Below are 13577 nucleotides of genomic sequence, written 5' to 3' on the forward strand. Positions count from 1 at the left end.
GATTCAAAAAATTACAACATGAAATTCTCAGTTAAACATATCCTCGTTATTGCAGTGCTACTCATGGGGAGTGCCTGTAAAAAATTCCTGGAAGAAAATCCAACGGGCTTCATCAGCCCCAGTGCGCCGCTGGCCGGCATGAAGGTGGCGCGTGCCTTTGCGGATGGTTGCTACCAGGACATGCAAGGCCTGCTGAACGGCCAGAACTCTTCTTATGGTGGTAACACCTGGAACCTGATGGAATTTGCCACGGGCAAGTCTAACAGTGACCTGGGACAAACCGGTTTTGCACAGTTCCAGAACCTGAGCTACAGCGCTTCTTCCTTTTACATGGACACCTGGTGGCAGCACCTGTACCAGGGCGTAGGTGCGTGCAACTCCGCGCTGGGCAACCTGCCCCGCGTGACCGGCATTGACGATTCCTCCAAAACAGCTTTGCTGGGTGAAGCACATGCCATGCGTGCGTTCTACTATTTCTACCTGGTGCGCATGTTTGGTGCGGTGCCCATGGTGAGTGAAACACCCACCAGCTCCGCAGGACTGAAGTTAAAACGTACCGATGCGAAGACCATCTACGATAATATCATCATCCCCGACCTGCTGGAAGCAGAAAAGGTGAACTTTCCCTGGCGGGATGTGAATGGCCGCGTGTCTAAAGGCATGGTGGAATCATTGCTGGCGGATGTATACCTCACGTATGCAGGCGCTGCGATCAATGGGGGGGCTGCTAATTATGCAGAATCTGCCAAACGTTCCAAGAACGTGCTGGACAACGGCGGTTATAATCTTTTTAATGACTACCATGATATGACCATCCCGGCTAATAAGAACAGCCAGGAATTCATCTTCCAGATCCAGTATGCGGCGTCCGTACCGTCTACTAACCCGCTTACACCGCTGACCATTCCTAACTACTCGGGCATTTCCAAGTATTCTGATGAATATGGATCGGTATATCCCACGCCGCAGTTCCTCGCTTCTTTCCCGGCGGGAGACCATCGCCTGGACGAAAGACAATTCTTCTACAGCAAATACAAAAGCTCCAAAGGCAGTGATACAGTGAAGTTCCGCACGCCTTACATTTACAAATGGTTTGACTCCGTGGCAGTAGTGAACACCACCAAGTCGGACCTGAACTACACGATCTACCGCCTGGCAGATGTGGAACTGATGTACGCAGAAGCGAGCAACCGCGCAGAAGGTGGTCCTAACGCACAGGCCATCAAAGTGGTGAACGATATCCGCAAACGTGCACACCTGGCGCCCCTGGGCACTTTGAGCCAGGATGCATTTGAAAAAGAAGTATGGCTGGAGCGTTACTTTGAGCTGTGCTTTGAAAATAAAATGTGGTTTGATATGGTGCGTACACTGAAAGTGCACAATGATGTAACCGGTAACTGGGACAACTTCGTTGGCCACAAAACGGTGTACAATGCTACCTTCTCAGAAAACCAGCGGCTCTTCCCGGTGCCGCAACAGGAAATTGATGTAAATCCAAACTTGCTGCCGAATAATCCCGGCTTCTAAGACCTTTTCATAGCGAGCGGTCCTCCCTTTCCAGGGAGGACTTTTTTTTGTTTTCCAATACCCCTTTCGAATCAACACCTGTTTTCCACCCGCTAAACTTTTTTCCTTCACCACCGCCCCATTACCCCAAAAAAGATTATGAAACTAATTAGTATGTACGTATGTTTGTACATATTAAAACCAAGCATTCAAATGAAAGCAATTATAGGGTGGGCGGCTTGCTGCGTCCTCTGCCTGCAAACCCATGCCCAGCAAGCCTTTACGGGCATAGGACTAAAAGCTACGCCAGCCTATCTCCGCTACCATGGCCAGGCCGCGCGCATGGTAAGGCTGGAATTCCATGGAGGCAAAGACTATAAAGAAGGTACTGCCTACCTAACCTGGAACGGGGCGCTGGACAGCATACATATCGCTCCCGGCCCGGACGGGCTGGAATATTATGAGCTGCCGCTGCCAGGCGCTGATCCCGGCCAGATGGCACAGGCCGCAGTAAGGTTTGTAACTAACGGTAATGAATATACGGCCCGCGTGCTGGTCCCCCCGGCCCGGCAATGGAAGGTATACCTGCTGCCCCACTCACATGTGGATGTGGGCTATACCGATGTGCAGGAGAAGGTGATGGCCATCCACATGAACAATATCGACGAAGCCATTAAAATTGCCGAACATACGCAGGACTACCCCGAAGGTGCCCGTTATAAATGGAACACGGAAGCCATCTGGGTAGTGGATAACTACCTCAAACGGGCGGATGCCAGGAAAAAAGCAGCCTTCTGGAACGCCGTAAAAAAAGGATGGATCAATATTGATGCTTCTTATGGCAACGTAAACACCAGCGCTACCAGCCCGGTGCAACTCATGCACCAGTTCCAGACCGGCCTGCAACTGGCCGCAGCACAGGGCCTGGAGCTGCATACCATGATGCAGGTAGACGTGCCGGGTGCCTCCTGGGGCCTGAGCGCGCAGTGTGATATTACCGGCATTAAATATTTCCTGAGCGCACCCAATTCGTCAGACCGTATTGGCGATGCGGACAACCTGCGGGATAACCCATTCTACTGGGCTTCTCCTTCCGGTAAACAAAAGTTGCTGTTCTGGCAGTCGTCTCCATACTCCATTGGTTACATGCTGAAAGGCGATAAGATCCCCAACTTCTTTACAGTGGCCGATCCCAAGCCTTATTATACCAACAAGCCTTCGGAAAATTTCCTGAACCCGTGGATCTTTGGTTACCTGGATAACCTGCAGCAAAAGCATTTTGCGTATGATATGACCCTGCTCACCTGGGCCATGAGCGACAATGCGCCTATAGATCCCGAGTTGCCGGATGCAGTGAAGGCGTGGAATGAGCGCTATGCTTCCCCCCAGTTAGTGATCACTTCCACGGCACAGTTCTTCCGTGATTTTGAAAATAAGTACCGGGATAAGATCCCAACGGTGCAGGGAGACTACACGGAGTACTGGACAGACGGGGTATCCTCTGGCGCAAAGGAAACGGCCATTAACCGCAACGCAGCAGACCAGCTGCAGCAGGCTGGCGCCATCTGGGCCATCCGTGGCCGCGATGCTTTTCCTGCGGCGGATTTTCACAACGCCTTCGTGAACATGGTGATGTTCAATGAGCATACCTGGGGAGCTTACAACAGCGTGTCTGAGCCCAATGATCCCAAGGTGTTATCAGAATGGCACTATAAACAAAACTTTGCCCTGCAGGCGCAGTCGCAGACGAAAACCCTGCTGGAAGCCAGCGTAGCGGGCCAGCAGGCCGTGGCCAATGCCGTGGATGTATACAATACCCTGGCTTACCAGCGCAGCGCCCTGGTTACGGTGCCCGCCACGCTCAGCCAGGCCGGCGACCTGGTAACAGACGCCGGCGGCCGTAAGCTGCCCTCGCAGCGGCTTAGCACCGGGGAGCTGGTGTTTGTAACAGAACAGGCGCCTTTCTCCAAGCAACGTTATTTTATCAAACCAGGTAAGGCATTTGTAAAAACAGAGGCTACCATAAACGGCTATACGCTGAACAATGGCATCTACACCCTCACCCTGGACCGGCAAACGGGCAACATCACCCGCCTGCAAAAGACCGGCAACAATACGAACCTGGCCGATTCCGGTGGACTGAACCAATATGATTACCTGGTAGGTGACTCCGTGGGCGGCCTGCAGGTAGTACGGCATGCCAATATCCGGGTGAAGGAAAATGGCCCCCTGGTAGTAAGCCTGGAAGCAAGCGGCCCTGCCGCCGGCACTACGTCGCTCACCCGGGAGGTACGGCTGGTAGCGGGTTTGGACAGGGTAGAGATCAGCAATACCGTAGATAAAAAAGCGATTGGTGATAAAGAAAGCCTGCACTTTGTATTTCCCTTTGCGGTGAAAGGCGCACAGGTGCGCTACAATATTCCCTGGAACAGCGTTACGGCGGAAAGTGACCAGCTGCCCTTTGCAAACCGCAACTGGTATACCCTGCAGCGCTGGGTGGATGTGTCTTCCAAAGACATAGGCATTACCTGGAGCAGCCCGGATGCGCCGCTGTTCGAGATAGGCCAGTACCCCACAGCAGGCCTGCTGGGCGGTCTGCATCATTCGCGCTTGTGGCGCACATACACGGACCAGCAGCCCCTCATCGCCAGCTGGGCCATGAATAACCTGTGGCACACCAATTTCCGCCACAGCCAGGAAGGCCCGGTAACATTCCACTACTACCTGCAGGTGCACAAAGCGTACGATGCGGCAGCGGTGAATGCCACCGGCCTGGAAAACCATCAACCCATGATCGTAGCGGCAGCTGCAGGGCCTGCGCAGGAAAACCTGTTCTTTGACCTGCAGGCAGGCACCGCTTACGTGGAAAATATCAACCCTGCGGCAGATGGCCACGGTGTGGTCATGCAACTGGTGAATGCCAGCGAAACCGCTACCACCGTACATTTTACAGCAAAGGATAACGGCACATTGAAAGTAAGGCAGTGCAACCTGCTGGAATTAAATCAACAAGAAATGGGCGATAGTTTCAGCATTCCCGGTAAGGGCGTGTTGATGCTGCGCGTAGAAAAGATCTAGGATGCAAGCGAAAACAAACCTGCGGCAAACCAGTCAGCGACTGTTGCCGGCAACTCTGAAACCCACTACTGCAGGCGGTTACAACATGTACCCCGTGCACGCCTTAGGCGCCGGCAAGATACATACCGGCTATGCCTCCCTGGCCCAATGGCTGTCTACCCAGGAAACCGTGTGCCTGGATGGCTACGTGGGTATCTGCTGGAAAACAGTACAGGAGAACCTTTCCGCTGAATTGAAGTCATTGGGCGTTGCCGTAAACTGGCAGCAACCCGTATTGAAAAGTGTGGCTACCGTTCAAAATATGGTAGCACCTTACCTGGGCCAGCGGGGTGACGTGTGGGGCACCAAGTGCAAACTGGCCCTGCACCAGTTTTTTGAACCGCAGCAAACGCTGCCCGCTGGCGGTTTACAGCTGGTTATCGGCACCGGTGCAGCCTTGCTACACCCTGCGGCACCGGTGGTGTATTTTGATATTCCGAAGAATGAACTGCAATACCGCATGCGGGCCGGCGCCACCACTAACCTGGGCAACAATGTGCCGGAGCAGGCTGGGGAGATGTATAAGCGCTACTACTTTGTAGACTGGCCGGTGCTGGATGCGCATAAGCAAAGCATCCTGTCCCGCATTGCCATCTTTGCGGATACACAGTGGGGAGACCACGTCAGCTGGGCCTTCCAGCCGGACCTGCTGCGGGGAATAGATCATATTGCAGCCAGTACTTTCCGGGTGCGGCCCTGGTTTGAAGCCGGTGCCTGGGGCGGGCAATGGATGAAAGCGCACATTGCAGACCTGCCCAAAGAGGAGGTGAACTATGCCTGGTCTTTTGAAATGATCGTACCGGAAAACGGCGTAGTGTTTGAAAGTGACGGGCAAGTATTGGAGCTGCCTTTTGAATGGCTGATGTACCACGCCAACCAGGCTATCCTGGGTAAGCATGCGGAGATCTTCCACTATGAATTTCCGATCCGTTTTGATTTCCTGGATACTTTTGACGGGGGCAACCTCTCTATACAATGCCACCCGCGCTTTGATTACATCCGCCAGCATTTTGGTGAAACCTTCACCCAGGACGAAACCTATTACATCCTGGACTGCAAGCCGGAGGCTGCGGTGTACCTGGGCTTCCGGCAGGGAGTAGAAAGGGACGCGCTGCGCGGGGTGCTGGAAGCCAGCCAGGAAAGCGGGCAGCCGGTAGCGATAGAACAATATGTACAAAAGCATTCCGCTAAAAAGCACGACCTGTTCCTGATCCCCAATGGCACTGTGCACAGCGCCGGTAAAGACAACCTGGTACTGGAGATCAGTGCCACCCCTTACATCTTCACTTTCAAAATGTATGACTGGGTAAGGTTGGGCCTCGATGGAAAGCCACGTCCCATCAGCATTCCCGAGGCATTTGATAACCTGGATTTCACCCGCCAGGGCAGTAAGGTGCAGGAAGAACTGATCTCAAAGCAAAGCGTGGTAGCCACCGGCGCCGATTGGCAGCTGCTGCAGCTTTCCACGCACCCGGATCATTTCTATGCTGTGCAGCGCTTTGAGTTTGAAACCGTGGTAGACATTCCGACAAATAACACCTGCCTGATCATGATGCTGGTGGAAGGCGATAACATAACAGTGCAAACGGGTGGCGTTGAAACCGTGTACCATTATGCGGAAACCTTTGTGATCCCCGCTGCTGCCGGGCATTGCCGGGTGGTCAATAAAGGTGCCCGCCCGGCCAAGCTGGTGAGCGCCTATCTGAAAGAGCACCACTATATTTTTGACCGCCTTTTATCCATGTAAGTATGCAATCTCATGTTCCACGTAATCTCACATTAGCCACGGTGGTGGCATCGTTGGGCGGCCTGTTGTTTGGCTTTGATATGGCCGTGGTATCGGGCATATTGCCGTTTGTAAAAGAACAGTACCAGCTTAATCCTGCACAGGAAGGCTGGTTTGTTTCCTCCGCCCTGGCCGGGTGCATAGGTGGCGTACTTTTTTCCAGTGACATCAGTGACCGGCTGGGGCGCAGGAAACTGCTCTTCTTTGCCGCCTTACTTTTCCTGCTCTCTGCCCTGGGATGTGCGCTGCTGGAGCCTTTCAGCCTGCTCATCGTGGCACGCATCTGCTGCGGGGCAGCGGTGGGTATTGCTTCCAGTGTGGTGCCCCTGTATCTTTCTGAAATAGCGCCGGCGCACAACCGTGGCCGCCTGGTTACTTTTTACCAACTGGCAGTGACCATCGGCATTTTTGTGGCATATGGCAGCAATATTTTACTGCTGCAGCATGGGCAGGACTTCCTGCCAGGTATGCTGGTATGGCGTAAGATGTTTGGCGTGGCTATGCTGCCCGCCGCGCTTTTCCTGCTGGGCATTGTATGGATACCCGAAAGTCCCCGCTGGCTGATGCAAAAAGACCTGCCCCAAGTGAATGATGGCGGTTACCGCATGCTTTGGTCGCCGGCATACCGCAAACCCCTGCTGATAGGTATTTTGCTGCCATTCTTTTCACAGTTCAGCGGCATTAATGCCATCATTTACTACGGGCCTACCATCCTGCACAGCGCCGGCATTACCCTGGATAATTCTTTACTGAGCCAGCTGTTTTTCGGCGCAGCCAATGTATTATTCACGTTCATTGCCATCTGGAAAGTAGATTCCCTGGGCCGCCGGCCATTGTATCTTTGGGGCACCGCCGGTGCCATGGTGGCCTTGCTTTGTACCGGCATCTGTTTTTATACCGGGCATACAGGCGGCGTGCTGTTGCTGCTTTGCGTGCTGGCGTTCCTGGCTTTTTTTGCCTTCTCCATCGGACCGTTGAAATTTGTGATCGCTGCAGAGATCTTCCCGGATGCCATCCGCGCCAAGGCGCTTTCCCTCAGCATCCTGGTGATGTGGGTGGCGGATTTTGCAGTAGGGCAGCTTACACCGATGCTGCTGAGCGGCATTGGTACTGCAGGCACCTTCTGGTTCTTTGCATCTTTCTGCGTAGTAGCATTTATTATTGTATACAGGATGGTACCCGAAACCAAAGGGCAAACCTTGGAACAAATACAACAACATTGGAACCTCATGCATTAACACCACCGCTGGTACTGGTGGCTGATATAGGCGGTACTCACATCACCACTGCCCTGGTAGAACTGCCATCCGGCCGCCTGCTGGAGGATACCCTGCACCGTGGCCACGTGCGTGCACAGGCCGGGGTGAACATCATCCTGGATGATTGGGCGGCAGTAATGCAACGAAGCATGCAGGGCGCAGATGTACAGGCACTGGGCATTGCCATGCCCGGCCCGTTTGATTATGAAACGGGTATCTCCCTGATCAAGGGATTCCACAAGTATGAGGCATTGTATGGGAAGAACGTGAAAACCTTGCTGATGCAGCGTTTGGATTTACAGTCCATTCGTATGGCCAATGATGCGCGCTGCTTTTTGCAAGGGGAGTTACTGGCAGGCGCCGTGCAGGGAGCGCAGGAGCTAATGGGCTTCACGCTCGGCACTGGCTTTGGCTCTTCCGTGGCTGCACAGGGTATAGCACAGGAAGCGCATTACTACGATTTTCCTTTCCGTGGCACGCGTGCGGAAGATTACTTTTGCAGCCGCTGGCTGGTGCAGCGCTATGCCGTGCTGGAGCCTAATGCGCTTATTGCTGATGTAAAGACCATTGCCATGCGGGCGGCGGATGATGGAGCGGCCCGGCAGTTGTTCAGCGAGTTTGGCGGCAACCTCGCGGAATTCTTTTCCCTGCTGGAAGTGCCGCCGGCACTGGCTTTGCTGGGTGGAAATATTACCAATAGTTATTTCCTCTTCGGGCCCGCATTGGAAGCAGCACTACAGCAATATGGTATTCCCACGCAGATAAAACTGGCCAGCCTGGGAGAAGCGGCCCCTTTGTATGGCGCAGCAGCATTGTTTCTGCAAGGCGCTTGATCATCCGTTAGACTGCAGGATATTGAACCGGTTCAGCGCCTTTACGGTGGCATTCTTGTAATTGCGGCCAATAGGCAGGCTGATGGCGTTTTCCAGCTTTACGAGGGCAGGGGTGAAGGTGGTTACCTTTTCCAGCGCTATGATGTAAGAACGGTGCACGCGGATGAATTTGTGCTCCGGCAATTTCTTTTCCAGGTAGCCGATCTTGTTATAGGTAATGATCTGCCCTTGCATGGTTTTTACCCGCACATAATCGCGCAGGCTTTCAATGTAAATAATGTCTTTGAGCAATACTTTCACCATTTCCTTTTCTTCCCGCAGGTAGATGTAAGATTCGTTGAATGAATGCAGGAGCTGGTGGTCCGGGTCTGCCGCGGGGCTGGAAAGCTGGCTGCCCAGGGCCTTGCTCACTGCGCGCAGGAAGCGCTCAAAGGAAATAGGTTTCAGCAGATAGTCCACTACATCGAGGTCAAAGGCTTCCACGGCGTAATCGCGATAAGCAGTAGTGAGTATCACTTTGGGTTTGTAAGACAACGATTTGAGCAGCTCTATGCCGGTGATCTTGGGCATCTGGATATCCAGGAAAAGCAGGTCTATCTGCCGGTGTTGCAGGCAGGCCAGGGCCTCCACTGCGTTGTTGCAACTGCGGGCCAGTACCAGGCTATCCACGCGCTGTATGTAATTTTGCAGCAGCTGTATAGCCAGGGGTTCATCATCTACAACAAGACATTTCATATCGCTATTTTCAGGATCACGAGGTAAGATTCTTCATCAAAGATCTGCAGGGAATACTGGTCCTTGTAGATCAGGTCCAGCCGTTTTTTAACATTGGTAAGCCCAATGCCGCAATGGGCGGACTTTTCCAGGGGCGGATCACATTTGCTGTTTTCTATTTTAATGATCAGCTGTGCATCGTTTACCAGGATGTCAATGTGCACCCAGATATTACCAATATCGTTGCTGAAGCCGTGCTTGAAACTGTTTTCCACGAAGGGCAGGATGAGCAGGGGCGCTATCAGGTACCCACTTACATCTGACAGTACATTCAATGACACATCCAGCCTGTCCTCATAACGGATCTTTTCCAGCACGATATAATTTTCAATATAGGCGATCTCCTTTTGCAACGGTACAAAAGGCTTGTTGCTTTCATACAGCATGTAGCTCATGAGCTCAGAAAGCTTGTACACTACTTCCGGCGCCTTCCGCGACTGATCGATGGTAAGGGCGTAGAGATTGTTAAGGGTGTTGAAAAGGAAGTGCGGGTGGATCTGCCCTTTCAGGTATTTAAGTTCTGCCTCCAGCTTTTCGTGCTGATACACCTGTTTTTCTTTCTGGCTTACATACCATTGTTTGATGAAATGCATTGTAGCTACCAGGGCCACTACAGAGTACACGCCAAAGGTTTCCATGATGATCTTGGGCACATACCACAGCGGCTGCACAGTAGCCCAATCCGGGTAGAAATTGGGATACACGATCTCGTAACTCACCAGTCTTGCACAGATGCCAAACCCGGTCACTGACAGGAAAAGCAGGTAGAGCAGGCGCCGGTTGCGGGGCTGCTCCCGGAGGTAGCGGGTGAGCAGGTAGAGCGTTACGTAGGTGGCGGTGATCTTCACCGGCAAGGCGATGGCGGCCGAGCAGATGCGTTTGTACGGCACTACTTCTATGGTGGAGGCGATGGGCCCGTCGTATATGTAGTAGCACACCCAGAAAAGGAGGTGCCCCACCCAGGTGGTGGAGAGGATGCGCTGGAATATGGACCGTAATTGGATAAACATTTGTTTCAAGTTACCACTATTTGCCGCGGTGCCCAATGGGCATTCTGCAAACAACGGTCCCGGCCTACAAACGGCAGGAAGGCGGCTTCCCAGGGCTGGGTTTGCTAGCTGGAAGATTTTTTTTTGACGAGGATGCCGCTGTGGTAGCCGTTTCCGGGGGATGCCGGGAAAAAATTGAAATCTCTTTTGTTGTTATTGGGAAAAATCATATTTTTGCATCCCGCAATACGGAAAAAGCATTGCCGAATAGTATAACGGTAGTACGACAGACTCTGACTCTGTTTGTCTTGGTTCGAATCCAGGTTCGGCAACAAATGAAACCCGCAACAGTAGCGGGTTTTATAAATTAAAGCCCCATTTATTAGCTGTGATGCTTTGTTGTTCGTCATTAAAAACGTCAATAAAAGCAAAGATGAAAATGTTACCCAACGGCTGTTCTTACAGCGAGTTCAACATCGTACCCGCCAACTGGAATACCTCCCGTGCTTCAATCAAAAAAACTTGGTACATGGAATACTACTTTCATGACCCGGCATTTAAGGACCGCTATCCGAATGGCTTCCCCGTTCGCCGTAAGGGTGGTATTAACCGCGTGAAGGATCTTGATAGCCGTCAGCAACTGATGCAGCAGCTGTGTGATCTGCAGCGGGATCTGCTGGAAAACCAAGGTTACAATCCCATTACCAAAACGATGTTGGAGGCTGAAGTGCCAGATGCAGAACCAACCCTCCCGCCAGCGCCAGCGCCAATACATTACCCGGTCGATGATCGTACACTCAGTACTCATAAGTACCTGGAATCGCTCAACGGCCTGATACCGGATGTGGACACGCCGTTAATCCCGGCCCTATGGCTTGGCCTTAAAAGAAAGGTGTACGCGCCCAAAGCAGTAAATGACATCGGTAGCATTATCCGCGGCGTGGAAGACGCTGCCAGGGCCCTGCAGCTGGACCAGCTGAAGATCTCTGAGCTGAAACGCCGGCACCTGGTGCTCATCCTGGAGAAGTGTGCAGAGCTCAATCCCAAATGGAGCGATAACCGCCGCAACATGTACAAGGCATACCTATCTGGCATCATCAAACCATTACTCACCCTGGAATGCCTGGAAAACAATCCCACTGCCGGCATTGATAAGGTAGATGTCGTACGCCCACCGCGGGAGAAGCCTACCTGGGAAGAGCGCAAGAAGATAGGCGACCACCTGAAGGAACGAGATTACCGATTTTGGCGGTTCGTCCAAATGTTCTTTCACAGCGGGGCCAGGGAAACCGAACTGATAGAGGTGAAGGACACTGATGTTGACCTGGAGAACCAAACCGTATGGGTTACCGTTCGGAAGCGGAAAGGATCGCCAGTGAGAACCAGGAAGCCTATTAAAACCATAGCGCTACCTATATGGCAAGAAGTATTGCAGGAGTGCAATGCCGTCCGCGCAAAGCATCCTGGTACGCCGGTGAACTTGTTTGGGCGGCTACTCAAACCTGGCATATTAAGCGATAGAAGTACAATACGGCCCGATCAGGTTGGCCGTCGCTGGAAGAAATACGTTAAGGGTGACCTGGGCATAGAAAAGGATCTGTATTCCCTGAAGCACCTCAACACGGAAGAAATGATGGATGCCCTGTCAAAAGAAACCAGCATTGAGCAGGCCGAAAAAGAGGTTGCGGATATTATGAGCCATACCAGCGAAAAGATGCTGCAGCAGGTGTATGATCAAAAGAATGCCGAGCGCAAGAACTGGCGGGCGGCAGCAGTGAGCAACCCTTTCTGTTGATCTCGCGAAATGTTAGTATATGCGAAGAGACTTTGAAATCGAGCTTCACATCGGTGACAACCGCCAGATGCTCAGAATTGGCCAGCCCCCAGGTGGCGGCAGCGGTTATGACATTTCTTACTACGAGAACCCGGATGTTAACAAATACTGGCACCTGGGCACGGTGATATTGTCAGATGGATATTGGGTGTTCCACATGAACCCAAACAACATAGTGGATATGGAGGGAATGGAGTTGATTGCATTCCTCCTGAACGGAGATGAAAGCAATTATCCGTTGCGCATCGAAATCCGCCACGCCCGGGATCCATGGCAACGAAAAAGCTGCCCATGAATAGGCGGCCGGTAATCTCATTGTTTGTTAACCCATCTGAAGGTAGGAAAATATTATTTGTAGGATGTTAATTATCAGTTAATATATCCTGTAGAATTAGCTCTTCAATTCTCCGGCTGGCACCACGCCCATACTTCGCACGAAAGGCGGCCATAATGGATGGGAGCACGGTAAGGGGGTACTGCTGGCGCTTTTCTATATTCAGGGCCGCGGCTGACTTCCGCCCGGCATCTACCCTGGCGCCCCCGCTGCCGGGCTTTCTTTTCTTATCCATTCTGCTGGTCCTCCCACACCAGATAGGCACGGTACCATGCCCAAGCATCGTCCAGCAGGGCCGTTAATTGGGGCTCGTCGTCCTTGTTGAACTCGACAATATTGTCATGAAATTTCATCACAACGAGCTGGAATACCTCGTCCCTTCCATATTGATAATCCTTGCTGACATAGCTATCACCGGCTACCGGATCATCATCGTCCATGCTCAGAACCCGGATAAGCGATATGGGGGACTGCGTGTGCAGAATGTACTGTCCGGCTTGCGGGCGTTGCGGATCTTCCGCTAAAAGGAACCTATTTTGTTCTATCTTTGCCATGATCACTGATTGTGATTGCTTTAACAATTAGCCCCGGGAGTGATTACCCGGGGCTTTATTTTTTTGTCGCTTAATTTTTTACCAACCGGCCAACTATTTTACGGCCATTTCTTTTTGCATCTACCTTTCTTTGCTTATTGATTTCCAGCGCCTCTTTGTAGGATGAGGCTTCAATGATATGAGTGTAAGCTACTCCGTTGATGATCACCTGGTTGATGTACTTGTTCATTTTGTTTGATTTGATTGTGATTGATTGCTTTAATATTAAAAAAGATTTGATTTCAATGCCTTGTTTGCTGCTTCATTTCCTTCAGCAATCCGGGCAATAGCTGCCTTGCCCTCTGCTATTTTAGCATCCTCTTGGGCTATTTTAGCCATCATTTCAGCGGCTTGTTCAACGCCAAGGTGCTTGGCCTTGGTTTCCAGTTCGTCAAGCGCCTTTTCAGCCTCTTCATATGTGGCGAAGGTAGTTTCGGGAAGCAGGTAAGTCTCTGTGCGGTTCTTTTCTTCCCAAAAAACAATACCCATCTTGCCATCCACACTTTTCACTTCTCCGATGCCATATTTTAAGTTGATAACGTACATAGTGTT

The 13577-nt window shown here is 52.0% G+C and carries 12 protein-coding genes and 1 tRNA gene; 8 read left to right on the forward strand and 5 right to left on the reverse strand.

Going from position 1 to position 13577, the window contains the following annotated elements; translation table 11 throughout:
- Nucleotides 1-18 precede the first annotated feature (18 nt).
- The 5 genes from DCC81_RS11800 to DCC81_RS11820 all read left to right on the forward strand — a co-directional run bounded on the left by DCC81_RS11800 (nucleotide 19) and on the right by DCC81_RS11820 (nucleotide 8501).
- A complete protein-coding gene (locus tag DCC81_RS11800) occupies nucleotides 19-1527 on the forward strand; it encodes a RagB/SusD family nutrient uptake outer membrane protein (protein WP_108686827.1) in 1509 nt (502 codons plus the stop codon).
- 192 nt (nucleotides 1528-1719) lie between these two features.
- On the forward strand, nucleotides 1720-4584 hold the full coding sequence (locus DCC81_RS11805) for a glycoside hydrolase family 38 N-terminal domain-containing protein (protein ID WP_165806552.1): 2865 nt from the start codon (nucleotides 1720-1722) through the stop codon (nucleotides 4582-4584).
- Between the two features lies 1 nt (nucleotide 4585).
- Nucleotides 4586-6370: a class I mannose-6-phosphate isomerase gene (locus DCC81_RS11810; protein WP_108686829.1), complete on the forward strand. Its 1785-nt coding sequence runs from the start codon at nucleotides 4586-4588 to the stop codon at nucleotides 6368-6370.
- Nucleotides 6371-6372: 2 nt separating this feature from the next.
- Complete coding sequence (locus DCC81_RS11815; protein ID WP_108686830.1) at nucleotides 6373-7647, forward strand: MFS transporter; 1275 nt, start codon at nucleotides 6373-6375, stop codon at nucleotides 7645-7647.
- Nucleotides 7629-8501, forward strand: a complete 873-nt coding sequence (locus tag DCC81_RS11820) for an ROK family protein (RefSeq protein WP_165806553.1) — start codon at nucleotides 7629-7631, stop codon at nucleotides 8499-8501. The genes DCC81_RS11815 and DCC81_RS11820 overlap by 19 nt, the downstream gene beginning before the upstream one ends.
- On the opposite strand, the gene DCC81_RS11825 is transcribed toward DCC81_RS11820, so the two are convergent.
- On the reverse strand, nucleotides 8502-9236 hold the full coding sequence (locus tag DCC81_RS11825) for a LytR/AlgR family response regulator transcription factor (RefSeq protein ID WP_108686832.1): 735 nt from the start codon (nucleotides 9234-9236) through the stop codon (nucleotides 8502-8504).
- A complete protein-coding gene (locus DCC81_RS11830) occupies nucleotides 9233-10285 on the reverse strand; it encodes a sensor histidine kinase (RefSeq protein ID WP_108686833.1) in 1053 nt (350 codons plus the stop codon). Before DCC81_RS11830 ends, DCC81_RS11825 begins: the two co-directional genes overlap by 4 nt.
- Nucleotides 10286-10525: 240 nt before the next feature.
- Between DCC81_RS11830 and DCC81_RS11835 the strand changes: the two genes are divergently transcribed.
- From DCC81_RS11835 to DCC81_RS11845, 3 genes are all read left to right on the forward strand, one after another.
- Nucleotides 10526-10596: transfer RNA gene (locus DCC81_RS11835), tRNA-Gln, on the forward strand.
- Nucleotides 10597-10793: 197 nt separating this feature from the next.
- Nucleotides 10794-12059: a tyrosine-type recombinase/integrase gene (locus DCC81_RS11840; RefSeq protein ID WP_165806554.1), complete on the forward strand. Its 1266-nt coding sequence runs from the start codon at nucleotides 10794-10796 to the stop codon at nucleotides 12057-12059.
- 19 nt (nucleotides 12060-12078) lie between these two features.
- The gene (locus tag DCC81_RS11845) at nucleotides 12079-12393 is read left to right on the forward strand and encodes a hypothetical protein (RefSeq protein WP_108686835.1); all 315 of its coding nucleotides are present in this window, start codon (nucleotides 12079-12081) and stop codon (nucleotides 12391-12393) included.
- 266 nt (nucleotides 12394-12659) lie between these two features.
- Here DCC81_RS11845 and DCC81_RS11855 read toward each other — a convergent pair whose 3' ends face one another.
- The 3 genes from DCC81_RS11855 to DCC81_RS11860 form a co-directional block, all read right to left on the reverse strand.
- Nucleotides 12660-12986 carry a hypothetical protein gene (locus tag DCC81_RS11855; protein WP_108686837.1) on the reverse strand — a complete coding sequence of 109 codons (327 nt, stop codon included), beginning with the start codon at nucleotides 12984-12986 and terminating at the stop codon, nucleotides 12660-12662.
- Nucleotides 12987-13056: 70 nt separating this feature from the next.
- Nucleotides 13057-13215, reverse strand: coding sequence for a hypothetical protein (locus tag DCC81_RS25555; protein ID WP_165806555.1), 159 nt, complete (start codon nucleotides 13213-13215; stop codon nucleotides 13057-13059).
- Between the two features lie 35 nt (nucleotides 13216-13250).
- Entirely contained in the window at nucleotides 13251-13571 is a 321-nt protein-coding gene (locus DCC81_RS11860; protein WP_108686838.1) for a hypothetical protein, read from the reverse strand.
- Nucleotides 13572-13577: the final 6 nt, after the last annotated feature.

The sequence above is a fragment of the Chitinophaga parva genome (genome assembly GCF_003071345.1).
GTDB lineage: Bacteria > Bacteroidota > Bacteroidia > Chitinophagales > Chitinophagaceae > Chitinophaga > Chitinophaga parva.